Raw genomic sequence first — 14116 nt, forward strand, 5'->3', positions numbered from 1 at the left:
TGGAGGCGTGGTGCAATCAGGCCGCCCGATGAAGCAGGAACCCGGTACTGCGCGAGCAGCTATCACCCAGTAATGGGAATCCCCCTCCTGTGACGCGAAGCGCTAAGGTGGGGGAGGATGTCAAGCTGATGGGCAACTATCTGTCGACCTTCGGGGTGCTGCTGCTCTGTACCCAGTACCGGGCCCTGGCCCTGCGTCGACAGGCCAGCCAGGATCCCCTGACCGGCCTCCTGAACCGGCGCGGCTTCATGGATCACTGCGTGACGATGGCAAGGCTGGGGGCGCTGGTGGTGCTGGATCTCGACGACTTCAGCAGATCAATGATCGCCACGGTCACGAGACCGGGGACAGGGTGCTGGAGGCGGTGGGTCGCTATCTTGCCGGCCAGCGGGATCTGGTGGCCAGCCGCTTCGGCGGGGAAGAGTTTGTGTTGCTGTTGCCCGAGCGGGACCCCCTGGCCCAGCAGGCGCGCTGCGAGCAGATCCGCCAGGGGATAGAAACGCTGGGGCTGAAGGGGGTCCGGGTGACGGCCAGCCTGGGGTGGGCGCCCAGCGCCCGCGAATGGCACTTTGACACCCTGTTCAGCCAGGCAGATCGCTCTCTATCAGGCCAAGCGGGAGGGCAAGAACCGGATCTGTCAGGGGGCCTGATCCCCCGTCAGGTCATGCCCGGCCGGTGGCCCTTAGCTCCGACCGGACAAAGGCATACCGAGTCAGCCACCTGGTCGCATCAGATCTGAATGGCAGCCTGGCAGCCTGGCAGCCTGTCAGCGGTGCAGCTCCCCCGCGCGTTCCGGCTGATAGACCACTTCCAGGATCTCCACCTGGATGGTGCGACCGGCCGGCCCCGGCCAGGCGATGCTGTCACCCACCTTGAGCCCCAGCAGGGCGCTGCCCACTGGCGCCAGCACGGAGATCTTCGATTCGTCCCCCTGCACATCCTTCGGATAGACCAGCGTCAGGCAGAAGTCGTTGCCGCTGTTTTGCATCTTGAAGCGCACCGTGCTGTTCATGGTCACCACGTCCGGCGGCATGTCGGCGGGTTCGCGGATCTCGGCGCGATCCAGCTCCTCTTGCAGGGCAAGGTGCTGGGGGTGGTTGCCAAGCAGCTGTTCGATGCGATCCAGATCCAGGCTGGAGATGACGAGATGAGGCTGTTTCATAGGGTATTTCCTTATCAATGACTGAAGGGACCAGGATGACGGGCAGACTGGTCGACAAAAAACGGTGCAAGGGTAAAAAGCAGACAGCAAAAGCGATGCCCCCGAGCGACTCGCGCAGCGGGGCGAGGGCGGGGGCTCAGCGGGGTGTGAGCGTACTGGAAAAAATCATGATTGCTTTCATGGAGATACCATAACCATTCTGGGGTGGTTTGGCAATTGGGCTGACTTTCTCATCAGGGAGCCTGGTAATCGTACTGGTGCAGGATGCGCGCGAGACTGCCATCCTCCCTCATTTCCTGAATGACCCGGCGCCAGCGCAGCGCCTCGCTGCGGGAGAAGCGGGGACTGGCGGCCAGGTAGAGGGTGCTCTGCTGCAAGGTCTCGCCCCGCACCAGATCCGGGAGCGGCAGACCCGCCCGCTGCTGGTTGTAACGGGCGGTGTTCCAGGCCACCGCCCAGGCCTGGATGCGGCCGCGCGCCAGCTTGCTGGCGTTGCTGACCTCCTCGGTGACCAGCTCCTGGGTCACCCCTGTCAGCGGCTGGATCAGGCTCTGGCTATGGGAGCCACGCATCACGCCAACGGTGAGGCCAGGCAGCGTCTTCATGGAGAGCGGCGCTGGATGGTGACGGCGATGGCTGACCAGCACGAAGGCCTCCTCCAGCAGGGGGGCAATCCAGAGAAACAGTGGTTCGCGCTGGGGATTTCGGGCCGGGGGCAACAACAGGACATCCGGGCGGTGGCTGGCCTGGCTGAGGGCGCGAGCCAGCGGCATCAACTCGATCTCGAGCGGTTCCCCGAGGCGGCGGGCAGCCTCCTCCAGCACCTCGATGGCCATGCCGCTCGGCGCACCCTGCTGGGCGCGGATCACATAGGGGGGAATGTCCGCGGCCACGACGACCACGGCACGGGCCGAAAAGGTGCAGACGATCAGAGGGGAGAGCAGCAGAAGCAGAGTAACAAGGCGCATGGATGTTCGGGTCCGGGATGAGTACAGAGAGTGTAACATCCCGTTACGTCATGTCAGCCAGGCGATTGCAGCCTGGGGGGATCAGTCGAAGAAATCCCGCAGATCAAGGGTCTGGTACCCTGCCAGTTGCTGCCAGGGGAGGGTCTTTGGCAGCGGCTTGAGCGTCACCTCCATCCGGTAGCTGCGATAACCGTCGAGGCTTGCCGACTCCACCACCAGGGGCAACTGCCAGCGGCTCGACCAGAGGATGCGGGTACGCTGGCGACCTTCGCGGGTCTCATACCAGTTCGCCTGGTCGGGGGCGGCCTCATCCAGCGGTGTCATTCCCTCTAACAGGGAAGGGTTGATGAGGTGGCGGATCCGCGCCCACTCCGGTTTGAAGGCCACCTGGCCGTACTCCTCCTGCGGTACCTCCACCAGCTGGTTGTGCCAGGCATCGGCGTAGCGCAACTGGAGTGCGTCTCCCTCGCTGCGGGTGACCCAGCGTGCCGCCATCTGGTGAGTGAAGTGTTTGTGGCCGGGGCGGGCATCATGGGTGGCGTGATAGGCACGGGCCAGGGGAACGGGAATGAGCCGCTGGCTCCACACCTGGTCACCGACCCGCAGCCACTTCTCCTGCCACTGGCTCTCCCGGGTGATGCCGTCGCTGCCGGTCACCCTGTCCACGTAGCGGATGCGGGCGGCCAGATCGGGCACCTCGTCGGCCAGGAGGGGGAAGGAGAGGGCGCTGCCCAGCAGCCATAAAGAAAGCAGATATTTCATCATCGTCTCTCGCTCGACGGAAAAGGTGCCCGGCGAGGTGCCGGGCCCCTTTATCACAGGCCGAGGGCCTCCCTGAGCTTGCCGAACACCCGGGTGTTGTCGAGGGTGCCCTTGAACTGGCTGCTGCCTGCGCCGCCCGCGAACAGCATCACATCTCCGCCGCCGTGAGTCTCGGAGCCGAGCTTGACCCCGGTCTCCTGCAGGTAGTCATCCGCCATCACCTCATCGCTGGTGAGGGTGGGACGCTGGTCCTGGCGGTTGGGGCCGTTGCCGAATACCAGGGTAGTGAACGGCTTGCCGTCCGCGTCGTTCTGGGTCGAGCCATCGGCGTTCTTGACCAGATCCAGCACCTTGTTGCCCTTGGCGGAATAGCCGTTGATGGTCATGGTGTGGTCGTGGTCGGCGGTGACCACGATCAGGGTATCGCTCAAATCCACTTTGCCGAGGGCCGTCTTGACCGCCTCGTCCAGCGCCACCGCATCGGTCAGGGATCGCTTGGCGTTGGTGGCATGCAGGGCGTGGTCGATACGCCCCCCCTCCACCATCAGGAAGTAGCCCTGGCTGTTCTGGCTGAGCAGATCGATCGCCTTGGCGGTCATCTCGGAGAGGGACGGCTGGGTACTGGCCGCCCCCTTGGCGACGCGGTCCAGTTCGTAGTCGAGGTGGGACTTGGTGCTGAACAGCCCCAGCACCTTGCCCGAGTTGACGGCAGAGAGCTCATCCTTGTTGGTGACATAGCGGTAGCCCCGGGCGGTCAGCTCGGCGGTGAGATCCCGGCCGTCGGCCCGGCCGCCCTTGTTGCTGGCGCTGTAGGGCGTCCAGTGGTTGGCGCCGCCCCCCATCAGCACATCGACCCCATCCCCCAGCGCCTGATTGAAGCCGGCGCCGCCTGGTACCGCCTGCTCGGCGATGGCGTAGGCCGCATCCCGGTGGCAGATATGGGAATAGGTCGCCGCCGGAGTGGCATGGGTCAGCTCCGTGGTCGTGACGGCTCCCACCGACTTGCCGGCTGCCTTGGCCAGCTCGAGAAGGGTGGGCACCGGGCTTCCGTTGTCGCTGGTGCAGTTGTTGATGCCCTTGTTGCCGTTGGCATCCTTGGACGGTGCCACGGCCCTGGTGTCGCTGCTCATGGCGATCACCTCGTTGTTCATCTTGACGCCGGTGGTGTAGGCCGCCATGGAGGGGGCGGAGTCCGTGGTCTGGGCATCGTGGGAGAAGGTCTTGATGCGCGCGCTCTGGGGCAGTTTCATCATCTCGAGCTCCCCCTCTTCCCCCACCTTGAACAGGCGGGTGGCGGTGAGCACTGTGGGGCCCATGCCGTCACCGATAAAGAGGATGACGTTCTTGGCATCGGCGGCGTGCGCCTGGGAGAGGCCGCCAAGCGTGCCGAGCAGGGCGGTGCAGACCAGCGTCTTTTTCATGGTGATGTTCATCCTGATAATCCCTTACAGCTTGGCCGCAGCCTTGATCTTGCCGAACACGGCGGTGTTGTCGAGAGAGCCGTGGAAGCGCTCCGCTCCCTGGCCGATGGCGCCGAGGAAGACATCGGTACCGCCGTGGGTCTCGTTGCCTATCTCGCCCACCTTGACCACCACCTCCTGGTGATAGTCGTCGGCGGAGACGGTGGCGTCGTCGAGGGCCGCCACGCTGCTGCGCGGGCCGTCCACCCGGTTGTAGCCGTTGCCAAAGCCGATGATGGTGTAGGGCATGCCATCGCTATCCTTGCTCGGCTCGCCGGTCTCGTAGTTCTTCACCAGCCCGAGCACGCCCGCATTGCCTGCCGTGGTCTTGCCGGTGCGCTTGGCGTACCCGTTGAGCACCAGGGTGTGGTCATGGTCGGCGGTGACCACGATCAGGGTGTTTTTCAGCTCGGGATCGGTTTTCTTCACTTCATTGATGGCGGCCTGGATGGCGTTGTCGAAGGCGAGGGTATCCTGCAGGGCGCGCTTGGCGTTGGTGTCGTGCAGGGCGTGGTCGATGCGCCCCCCTTCCACCATCAGGAAGTAGCCCTTCTCTTTGCCCTTGAGCTGCTTGATGGCAGCCAGGGTCATTTGGGCCAGTGACGGCTCGCTGGCTGGTCGGTCCAGGTCATATTTCATGTGGCTTGAGCCAAACAGGCCCAGCAGCGGCTTGCTCGCATCGGCCTGGTTCAGCTCGTCCAGGGTGGCGGCAAACTGATAGCCCTTCGCCTTCATCTCGTCGATGAGGTTGCGACCATCGGTCCGCTTGCCCTTGTCGGCGCTGGGCAGGAAGAAGCCGCTGCCGCCCCCGAGCACCACGTCCAGCCCCTCTTTCAGGGCGCTGTTGTAACCGCTGCCCCCCGGCACCATCTGGACGGCGATATCAGCCTCCAGGTCCCGGTTGCAGATATGGGCATAGGTGGCGGCCGGGGTGGCGTGGGTGACCCGGGTGGTGGTGACCACGCCGGTGCCACGGCCATCGGCCTTGGCCAGCTCCAGCAGGGTGGTCACCGCTTTGCCGCCGCTCTGGCTGCAATCGCTCTCCTGGGTGGCGTCGCTGTCCATGCTGATGACGCCGTTGTTGCTCTTGACCCCGGTCATGTAGGCCGCCATGGAGGGGGCCGAGTCGGTCACCTGAGCATCGTGGGAGAAGGTCTTGATGAAGGCCGTTTCCGGCAGGGTGTCGATGGTGAGGCTGCCCTCTTCGCCGACGCCATAGATCCGGGAGGCGGTGAGGGTGTTGAGACCCATGCCGTCGCCGAGGAAGAAGATCACGTTCTTGGCGTTGGGTTCCGGGGTGTTGCTGTCGTTGTTGGAGTTGCAGCCGGCGGCCAGGGCGGCGCCTATCATCACTGCAAGTCCTGCCATCTTTCTCATTGGGGTTCGCTCCTTGTGAAACCTGAGCGCAGCCTAGAGGGGGCAGATGACACTTTTAGTGAAGAGAGATGACAATGCGGTGAAAGCGCCTTGTAAATGTTATATTATATCAATGGGTTATGTTGATTGTGTTCTGCCACTCACCTCCCGGTGGCGTGGCGGGCATCCGGCCACCCGGGTGACAACACCCGGCCAGAATAGCCTGTCAAATCGGGGCCGCAGCAGGTAAAATGCGCCCCCTTGCGATGAGTGCCAGCGGTCTGGCGCATCACCACGCACCCGCAACCCCGAGTGCCCGCAGCCCCGAGAGGGGACCGCATGCCAATGAGAGAGTAACGGATATGTCCATCAACTGGTTCCCCGGCCACATGCACAAGGCCCGCAAAGAGATTGCAGAGGTCATGCCCCAGGTCGATGTCATCATCGAGATGCTCGACGCCCGCATCCCCTTCTCCAGCGAGAACCCCCTGGTGCCGGAGCTGCGCGGGGAGACGCCGGTGATCAAGGTGCTCAACAAGGCAGACCTTGCCGACCCCGAGATCACCGCGCTGTGGGTGGCCCACATGGAGCAGGAGAAGGGGATCAAGGCTCTGCCCCTGACCCAGCAGGAGCCTACGATGATCAAGCAACTGCTGACCCTGTGCCACGAGATGCTGCCGGAGCGCAACTTCGAGCTGCGCGGGGTGCGCGCCATGATCATGGGCATCCCCAACGTGGGCAAGTCCACCCTGATCAACACCCTGGCGGGGCGCATCATCGCCAAGACCGGCAACGAGGCGGGGGTGACCAAGTCCCAGCAGCGGATCAAGCTCGACAACCACGTCATCCTGACGGACACCCCTGGCTTCCTGTGGCCCAAGCTCAACCCGCCCTCCTGCGGTTATCGACTGGCGATCACGGCGGCCATCAAGGATACCGTCTTCGATTACGCCGACATCGCCATGTTTGCCGCCGACTACTTCATCAAGGCCTATCCGGAGCGCATCAAGGCACGCTACCAGCTGAGCGAGCTGCCGGAGACCGAGATCGAGCTGCTGGATCTCATTGCCCGTCAGCGCGGCTTCATGCGCAAGGGGGGGCTTGCGGATCTGCACAAGGCCTCGGAAATCCTGGTCAATGAATTCCGGTCCGGCATGCTGGGGCGGATCTCCCTGGAGACGCCAGAGATGGTGAGCGTCGAGATAGTGGAAGCCGAGGCCGAGGCTGAGCAGAAAGCCAGGGAGAAGGCGGAGCGGGAAGAGGAGCGCCAGGCCCGGGCTCGTCGCAAGTACGCCAAGAAGCGCCAGCGCTGACCGGCGTTGTGCACGATAGGTTGTGCTTGATAGAAAGAAGAGGCGGCCCTGGGCCGCCTCTTCTTGTCATGGTGCTCTGGCGTGAGGGAGGCACAGAGTCGATATTCAACCGCCCGGTTCCCCTTATCATGACCAAGGTGCCGGCCAATCAAGGGGATGAGGCTCCCGTCATGGGAGGGCCGTGCCGCGTTGCTATCACAGTGGGCAGAAAAACCTTGCGACCCGGCCTCAGTGCCGATTGACAAAGGCACAGGCGGTGGCATGATGCGCTCGCATTTTGCCTCTCCCAACGGTTCTATCCATGACCACATACTCCCGCCCGGTGCTGCTCCTGCTCTGTGGCCTGCTGTTGCTGACCCTGGCCATCGCGGTATTGAATACCCTGGTGCCGCTCTGGCTCGCCCATGAGCATCTGCCCACCTGGCAGGTCGGCATGGTCGGCTCTTCCTATTTCACCGGCAACCTGCTGGGAACCCTGCTGGCGGGCAGACTCATCGCCCGCTGCGGCTTCAATTGCAGTTACTACCTGGCCAGTGCGCTCTTTGCCGCAGGCTGCGTCGGGCTCGGCATTACCGTGGCGTTCTGGAGCTGGCTCGCCTGGCGATTCATCGCCGGAGTCGGCTGCGCCATGATCTGGGTGGTGGTGGAGAGCGCGCTGATGTGCAGCGGCAACGCCCGCAATCGGGGTCGCCTGCTGGCTGCCTACATGATGGTCTATTACGTGGGCACTGTGCTTGGGCAACTGCTGGTGAGCAAGGTGCCGACGTCGCTGATGGCGGTGCTGCCCTGGGTGACCGCCCTGGTGTTGACGGCCATGTTGCCGCTCTTGTTCACCCGCATCGCCAGTCCGTCAGGCAACCACCAGGCCAGGACTCCGGTCTGGCCGATGCTGCGCCTGCGTCAGTCGCGTCTGGGGGTGAACGGCTGCATCCTCTCCGGCATCGTGCTGGGGGTGCTTTATGGTCTGATGCCGCTCTATCTGAACCACCAGGGGATGAGCGACGGGGCCATCGACTACTGGATGGCGGTGATGGTGAGCGCCGGCATCCTGGGGCAATGGCCTGTGGGACGTCTGGCGGATCGTTTCGGGCGCCTGCCGGTGCTGCGGGTACAGGTGCTGGTGGTGATCCTGGGGGCCATGGCGATGCTCGGCAACGCGGCCATGGGACCGACGCTGTTCATTCTGGGGGCCGCGGGCTTCACGCTCTATCCGGTGGCCATGGCCTGGGCCTGCGAGAAGGTGGAGCAGCATCAACTGGTGGCCATGAACCAGGCGCTGCTGCTGAGCTACACCATCGGCAGCCTGCTCGGGCCGACCCTGACGGCGCTCTTGATGCAGCACTACTCGGATCATCTGCTGTTCATGGTGATTGCCGGGGTCTCCCTGGTCTATCTGCTGCTGCTGCTGCGCAAGATGGGCGAGCACCCGACGCCGATGGCCCATGCCTGAGGGCAGACGGCGTCATCATCCCTGCGCACTGGATATAGAAGAGGCGACCCAAGGGTCGCCTTTTTTCATCATGGGCCGGGCGGTGCCGCTCAACCAAACCGGTGCCTTGCTGCTTCGAAGAGCGAGAGGTGCAGCGGGATCAACTGCTGCCAGTCTCGCCGGTAACCCCCTCCCGGTACGGCGGTGATGGGCAGCCCGTGGCGAAGCGCAGAGTCAAAGACCATGGCATCGCGCTGGCGCACGCCTGAGTCGCTCAGGGAGAGGTAGCCTAGCTCGTCGTCCCGGTGCACATCCACCCCGGCCTGATAGAGGATGAAGTCGGGGGCGTAGAGGCGATGAGCCAGGGCGAGGGCCTGGTCCAGGGTCTCGAGATAGGCGTCGTCCTCCATGCCGCTTGGCAGGGGAAAGTCCAGATGGGAAGCCGGCTTGTGGTGGGGGAAGTTGTGTTCCCCGTGCAGGGAGAGGGTGATGATGTCACGGCTGCCCGTGCACAGGGCGGCGCTGCCATCTCCCTGATGGACATCGAGATCCACGATCAGTACCCGCTCGCAGAGTCCTTCGTCCAGGCAGGTTCGCGCCGCGATCACCAGATCGTTGAAGAGGCAGAAGCCGCTGTCAAACCCCCGGTGGGCGTGGTGGTAGCCGCCGGAGATCTGCAGTCCGCAGCCCTGCGCAAGGGCGTGGCGGCTGGCGGCCAGGGTGGCGCCGACCGAGTGCAGGGTACGTTCAATCAGCAGGGGAGACCAGGGAAAGCCGAGCCGGCGAATGGCCCTTTCATCGAGGGTGCCGGCGAGGGCGGCCTGTACATAGGCCGCATCGTGCACCTTCTCTATCTGCTCACGGCTGGCAGGGGCGGCCTGTGCCAGCGGATAGTCGAGGGCGACGAGGCGTTCAAACAGCGCCTGGTACTTGGCCAGGGGGAAGCGGTGACGCTCGGGCAGCGTCAGGGCGGAGTAGTGGGGGTGATAGAAGATGCGCAGTGACATGAAGCATCGGCCATGAACGGGTATGAAAAAGGGGAGCCAGGCTCCCCTCGATGCAGGCGTGCGATGCGCCTTACTGCTGCTGGATCACCCAGATCTGGAAGGCTTTGCGGGTCTCCGCATCGGCCTTGTTGTACCAGCTCTGCAGCTGGGTCAGGGCTTCCGGGTTGCTCATGACCTTGCTCGGGGCCACTTCCACCGGTGCGCTGGCGGCAGCCATCACGGCGGCGGTGGAGACGGAAACGGTCTTGGGCTGGTTGAAGGCCTTGCCCATCTTCAGCAGCTCCTGCTGATAGTCACGGGTCAGCTGGAAGCCACCCACGGTCGGCATGACGAACTGCTCGGATTTCAGAACCTGGCCGGTGGATTTGTCTTTCAGAACGACGTTCTGTTCCTTGACGAAACGCTTGGCTTCTTCTTCCTTGCGGGGCTTCTTGAAGTCGAGGAAGAGTTGCTGGTTGTCGGCGGCGGTGAAGTTGATCACCAGGGGCTCGGCGGTGACCAGCTTGGTTTCACTGCGGCTGGAGTAGTTGCCCTCGAAGGCGACCACGACCTGGTGCCTGCCGGGCTCCAGGGAGAAGACGGTGGCTTTGTCGAGCAGCTGGGGGTTGACGGGTTCGCCATCGAGTAGCTGGATGACATAGGGATTCGTAATTTCCAGTTGGCTAGCGGCCAGGGCGCTACCTGCCCACAACAGACCAGCCAGGGCCGGTACCAGAACAGTCAGTTTCATTTCATCTCCTTGAACAGTCAGGCAATTGCCCACTGAAAAATAGGAGGTCATTTTTACAGGTTTACCCCACAGCGGCAATAGCCGTTTATGGCGCCTTCCGGTGTGCGGGGTGTGGGTCCCGCTGCCCCGAGTCCTGCGGGCAGCATGCTCTTCTATCTTTCTGCCCCCTCCTGACATGAGGGACAGGGGAGCGCATGGCGGGCCTCAGCCGTGTCACTCGATGCGTCGGGTGAAGGGGGGGAGGGCGTCCAGCAGCCCCTTGCCGTAGCGCTTGGTCAGCAGGCGCCGGTCCAGGATGGTGACCCGCCCCCGATCCGCCTCTTTTCGGATGAGGCGACCACAGGCCTGGATGAGCTTGCGCGACGCCTCCGGCACCGTCAGTTGCAGGAAGGGGTTGCCACCGCGCTGCTCTATCCACTCGGCGGTCGCCTCTTCCACGGGGGAGTTGGGCACCGCGAAGGGGAGCTTGGTGATCACCAGGTTGGTGAGGTAATGGCCGGGCAGATCCAGCCCTTCCGAGAAGCTGCCGGTGCCAAAGAGGATGCTGGCCTGGCCGCCGTCGCACTTCTGTTTGTGCAAGAGGAGCAGGGCACTGCGGGACGCTTCCCCCTGTACCAGGAGCGACATCCCCTTGGCCCGCAGCCCCACCGCCACCTCGTTCATCTGGCGATAGGAGGAGAAGAGCACCAGGCTGGCCTCCTTGCCTGCCAGCAGGCGGGGCAGGATATCGATCAACTCCTGGGTGAAGGCGGGGGCACTGGGTTCATGGGCCATCTTGGGCAGATAGAGTTCGGCCTTGTGGTAGTCGAAGGGGGAGCGCAGCCGCAGATAGCGGGTGCCGTCATGCTCCTTGAGCCCCACCTGGTGGCGAAAATAACTGAAGGAGGAGAGGGCGGTGAGGGTCGCCGACACCAGCACGGCCCCGAGACAGCGGGACCAGAGCCACTCCTCCAGCAGATACCCCACCTCGATGGGGGAGGCGTGCAACCAGATGTCCCCGTCCTCGCTTCTGGCCATCCAGCGGGCGAGGGGGGTCTTGCCGGTGGGAACATGGCGGCTCAGCATCTCCCAGAGGGCGCAGAAGCTCTCGAGCCGCTGCAAGTGAAAACCACTCTCCGCCAGCAGAGGCTCGGCCTCCTTGCGACGGATGTCGCCATCCTTGAGCGCCTCGCCGATGGCCCCCTGCATTCTGTCCAGCGCCCTCAGTGCCTTCTTGCTAGCCTCCTTGAGGTTTTCCGCCAGCATGGGCAGGGGATCCGGCAGCACCCCATCGGCGAATCTGTGGTGGGGCTCGCCGCCAAAGAGGTGATCATTGCTGGCGAGCCACTGTTCGAGGGCCTTGAGATCCGGCTGGAGAGAGGCCAGGGCATCCTGCAGTTTGAGCTGGGGGTCGAGGAGGCTCTCCTTGTTCAGCGTCCTTGCCAGCTTGCCCGCGCTTTGCACCAGCTTTTCCAGCCAGCGGCGGGAGCCCTTGATGCTGGCGCTCGCTGCGCCGTGATCCCGGGCGATGGTGGGCAGGTGATGGGCTTCGTCCAGCACATAGATGCACTCGTCCGGTGGCGGCAATATGATGCCGCCTCCCATGGTGAGGTCGGAGAGCAGCAGGGCGTGGTTGACCACCAGCACGTCTGCTGCGTCCATGTCGTTGCGGGCCCGATGGAAGGGGCAGTGCTGATGGTGGCTCAGGGCCTTGTTGCAGGTGTGGCGGTCGGCGGCGATGCGATCCCAGCAAGGGTCCGGAATGGGTTTGGGCCAGTTGTCCCGATCCCCGTCCCACTTGCCTTCTGTGTAGGCCTGCCACAGCCCCTGGTAGCACGCTTTGTCAGCATCCGATGGCTTGTGTTTGCTCAATGCGCCGAAGTCGAGTTCGAAATTGGCCATCTCGCTGCCGTTTGCCGCTTGCTCCAGCAGGTGCTCGCAGCAGTAGCGCTGGCGCCCCTTGACCAGCATGAAACGAAACGGCAGCTCGCTGTGACGGTGATAAAAGGGGAGATCCTTGTGGATGAGCTGCTCCTGCAGGGCCACGGTGGCGGTGGAGATCACCAGCTTCTTCTGGGTCAGCCGTGCCACTGGTATGGCCCCCTGGGCATAGGAGAGGGACTTGCCGATACCGGTGCCCGCCTCGGCCACCAGGATACGGCGAGACCTGTCGTACTCCCCGGTGAGGGTCTTGGCTATCTCGGCCACCAGGAAGTTCTGCTCCCTGCGGGGCACAAAGCCGGGCAGGCCGTCGGCTATCTGGCGATAGGTAGCGCGAATACTGGCTTTGAGACGGGTCGATAACATGGCTTGGCGGGTCATGGCTGGGATTGGAGTGACAGGATACCCGCAACCCGGCGCCCGGGTCGAGGCAGGGATGACAGCCCCTTGCATGGCCGCCGCCAAATATGCCAACACAGCGGTTGGGGATGGACGACTCCCCTCAGCCGGCATAAAAAAGCAGCGTTTTTCGCTACAAACGTTGTCCTCGCATCGAGGGAATGGGGTGGGACCTGGATCACATTTTTTCCCCTATGACTATGGAATCACGGGAAAGTTCCAAGTTTTTTCATTGCGGATTGCAAAACCCGGTGCTAGTCTCAGGCCCCATAGTGATGCAAAGAACATCGCTAACACAGGGAATAACAACAACTTAGTGTTTAATTACAGTAGGCATTGGAAACTATGAAAAAGACAATTCTGGCTATTGCTATCCCGGCTCTGTTTGCATCCGCAGCTAACGCTGCCGTCATCTATGACAAAGACGGTACCACCTTCGACATCTACGGTCGTGTACATGCCCAGTACTTCGGCGAGTACGACTCCTACGATGCAGACGCAGATTCTTACTCCAAGAATGATGGTGAGCTGACCACCTATGCCCGTCTGGGCTGGTCCGGTAAAATGGCTCTGAATGACACCTGGTCTGGCGTTGCCAAAACTGAGTGGCAACTGGCCTCCGAAAACTCCTATGACAGCGACAAGCGTGAGCTGAAGGTTCGTCACATCTATGCTGGCTTCGATGGTTCCCAGTATGGCCAGTTCCTGTTTGGTCAGACAGAAACTGCTTTCTACAATGCAACCGTCGCCAAGACCGATATCTTCAACGACTACGGTGACATGGCCAACGTCTATGATGATCGTCAAGAAGGTCAGGCTATCTATAACGGTCAGTGGAACGGTTTTGGCCTGAAAGGTGGCTACATCACCAACAACGGCAGCTATGATGCGAACTACGCTGGCTGGTCTGGTGTTGAAGGTAAAATGGACCACGGCTACACCCTGGGCGCAACCTATGACTTCGACTTTGGTCTGGGTCTGGCCGCAGGTTACGAGTCCAAGAGCTTCGAAGATGCCTCCAGCCTCACCATCACTTCCGAAAACGGTACTTTCAGTCGCGCTGATCTGACCGACAAGAATGACTGGGCTGTTGCCGCAAGCTACACCTATCAGGGTTTCTACTTCGCTGCCCTGTATAACGAATCCACCTACAAGTTCGACGGCTTCAACGATGCCAAGGCGCGTGGCTACGAGCTGGCTGCTTCCTACAACGTAGACGCCTGGACCTTCCTGGCTGGCTACAACTTCGCTGAAGCGAAAGTGGAAGGTGTAACTTCTTACGAAGACACCGTAGATTTCACCTCCATGGGTGTTGAATACGCCTTCAACTCCAAGCTGAAAGCTTACACCGAATACAAAATCCAAGGCCTGAGTCAGCAAGATGACGAGTGGACTGTTGGTATGCAATACAACTTCTAATCAAGGCTCCCTCTCATAGGGAATCGTGAAAGAGTTGATGAAACGGCCAAGCTTGCTTGGCCGTTTTGTTTTATCTGCCTTTCACCTCTTTCGCTTCCTTTCGACGTCCGGTGCTGCGCCAGGTCACGTTGTCTCTTTTCCGCCCTTGGCTCCTTCGTCGTAAATCGCTAGATTATTCAATTCGTTGAAGG

Annotated in this window: 11 protein-coding genes and 1 pseudogene; 4 read left to right on the top strand and 8 right to left on the bottom strand. The window is 62.4% G+C overall.

Annotated features, from left to right (window positions below; all coding sequences use genetic code 11):
* Nucleotides 1-125: 125 nt before the first annotated feature.
* Nucleotides 126-650: pseudogene (locus tag OKB81_RS20795) on the top strand (GGDEF domain-containing protein); the annotation flags it as partial.
* 116 nt (nucleotides 651-766) lie between these two features.
* On the opposite strand, the gene rnk reads toward OKB81_RS20795, so the two are convergent.
* The 5 genes from rnk to OKB81_RS08580 all read right to left on the bottom strand — a co-directional run bounded on the left by rnk (nucleotide 767) and on the right by OKB81_RS08580 (nucleotide 5729).
* Nucleotides 767-1162 carry a nucleoside diphosphate kinase regulator gene (rnk, locus tag OKB81_RS08560; RefSeq protein ID WP_010675253.1) on the bottom strand — a complete coding sequence of 132 codons (396 nt, stop codon included), beginning with the start codon at nucleotides 1160-1162 and terminating at the stop codon, nucleotides 767-769.
* A gap of 233 nt (nucleotides 1163-1395) precedes the next feature.
* Entirely contained in the window at nucleotides 1396-2130 is a 735-nt protein-coding gene (locus OKB81_RS08565; RefSeq protein WP_270664500.1) for a substrate-binding periplasmic protein, read from the bottom strand.
* 81 nt (nucleotides 2131-2211) lie between these two features.
* Nucleotides 2212-2895, bottom strand: coding sequence for a hypothetical protein (locus tag OKB81_RS08570; protein WP_029314749.1), 684 nt, complete (start codon nucleotides 2893-2895; stop codon nucleotides 2212-2214).
* 50 nt (nucleotides 2896-2945) lie between these two features.
* Entirely contained in the window at nucleotides 2946-4313 is a 1368-nt protein-coding gene (locus tag OKB81_RS08575) for an alkaline phosphatase (RefSeq protein WP_270666680.1), read from the bottom strand.
* Between the two features lie 24 nt (nucleotides 4314-4337).
* Nucleotides 4338-5729 (bottom strand): alkaline phosphatase, encoded by a 1392-nt coding sequence (locus OKB81_RS08580; RefSeq protein ID WP_270664497.1) that lies wholly within the window; start codon nucleotides 5727-5729, stop codon nucleotides 4338-4340.
* Between the two features lie 341 nt (nucleotides 5730-6070).
* Between OKB81_RS08580 and ylqF the strand changes: the two genes are divergently transcribed.
* Complete coding sequence (gene ylqF, locus OKB81_RS08585; RefSeq protein WP_041213141.1) at nucleotides 6071-7021, top strand: ribosome biogenesis GTPase YlqF; 951 nt, start codon at nucleotides 6071-6073, stop codon at nucleotides 7019-7021.
* Between the two features lie 301 nt (nucleotides 7022-7322).
* On the top strand, nucleotides 7323-8471 hold the full coding sequence (locus tag OKB81_RS08590) for an MFS transporter (RefSeq protein WP_270668416.1): 1149 nt from the start codon (nucleotides 7323-7325) through the stop codon (nucleotides 8469-8471).
* 89 nt (nucleotides 8472-8560) lie between these two features.
* Here OKB81_RS08590 and OKB81_RS08595 read toward each other — a convergent pair whose 3' ends face one another.
* From OKB81_RS08595 to dinG, 3 genes are all read right to left on the bottom strand, one after another.
* The gene (locus OKB81_RS08595; protein ID WP_270664494.1) at nucleotides 8561-9457 is read right to left on the bottom strand and encodes a histone deacetylase family protein; all 897 of its coding nucleotides are present in this window, start codon (nucleotides 9455-9457) and stop codon (nucleotides 8561-8563) included.
* Nucleotides 9458-9527: 70 nt separating this feature from the next.
* Complete coding sequence (locus tag OKB81_RS08600; RefSeq protein WP_270664493.1) at nucleotides 9528-10187, bottom strand: YccT family protein; 660 nt, start codon at nucleotides 10185-10187, stop codon at nucleotides 9528-9530.
* 213 nt (nucleotides 10188-10400) lie between these two features.
* Complete coding sequence (gene dinG / locus OKB81_RS08605; RefSeq protein ID WP_270664491.1) at nucleotides 10401-12473, bottom strand: ATP-dependent DNA helicase DinG; 2073 nt, start codon at nucleotides 12471-12473, stop codon at nucleotides 10401-10403.
* A gap of 378 nt (nucleotides 12474-12851) precedes the next feature.
* Between dinG and OKB81_RS08610 the strand changes: the two genes are divergently transcribed.
* Nucleotides 12852-13925 carry a porin gene (locus tag OKB81_RS08610; protein WP_270805205.1) on the top strand — a complete coding sequence of 358 codons (1074 nt, stop codon included), beginning with the start codon at nucleotides 12852-12854 and terminating at the stop codon, nucleotides 13923-13925.
* Nucleotides 13926-14116 lie beyond the last annotated feature (191 nt).

This window comes from Aeromonas sp. QDB56 (assembly GCF_027705505.1).
Taxonomy (GTDB): domain Bacteria; phylum Pseudomonadota; class Gammaproteobacteria; order Enterobacterales; family Aeromonadaceae; genus Aeromonas; species Aeromonas caviae.

Bases quoted from the DNA above. Each gene is read 5' to 3' on its own strand.
- rnk (WP_010675253.1), bottom strand. From the start codon at position 1,162: ATGAAACAGCCTCATCTCGTCATCTCCAGCCTGGATCTGGATCGCATC.
- OKB81_RS08565 (WP_270664500.1), bottom strand. From the start codon at position 2,130: ATGCGCCTTGTTACTCTGCTTCTGCTGCTCTCCCCTCTGATCGTCTGC.
- OKB81_RS08570 (WP_029314749.1), bottom strand. From the start codon at position 2,895: ATGATGAAATATCTGCTTTCTTTATGGCTGCTGGGCAGCGCCCTCTCC.
- OKB81_RS08575 (WP_270666680.1), bottom strand. From the start codon at position 4,313: ATGAAAAAGACGCTGGTCTGCACCGCCCTGCTCGGCACGCTTGGCGGC.
- OKB81_RS08580 (WP_270664497.1), bottom strand. From the start codon at position 5,729: ATGAGAAAGATGGCAGGACTTGCAGTGATGATAGGCGCCGCCCTGGCC.
- ylqF (WP_041213141.1), top strand. From the start codon at position 6,071: ATGTCCATCAACTGGTTCCCCGGCCACATGCACAAGGCCCGCAAAGAG.
- OKB81_RS08590 (WP_270668416.1), top strand. From the start codon at position 7,323: ATGACCACATACTCCCGCCCGGTGCTGCTCCTGCTCTGTGGCCTGCTG.
- OKB81_RS08595 (WP_270664494.1), bottom strand. From the start codon at position 9,457: ATGTCACTGCGCATCTTCTATCACCCCCACTACTCCGCCCTGACGCTG.
- OKB81_RS08600 (WP_270664493.1), bottom strand. From the start codon at position 10,187: ATGAAACTGACTGTTCTGGTACCGGCCCTGGCTGGTCTGTTGTGGGCA.
- dinG (WP_270664491.1), bottom strand. From the start codon at position 12,473: ATGTTATCGACCCGTCTCAAAGCCAGTATTCGCGCTACCTATCGCCAG.
- OKB81_RS08610 (WP_270805205.1), top strand. From the start codon at position 12,852: ATGAAAAAGACAATTCTGGCTATTGCTATCCCGGCTCTGTTTGCATCC.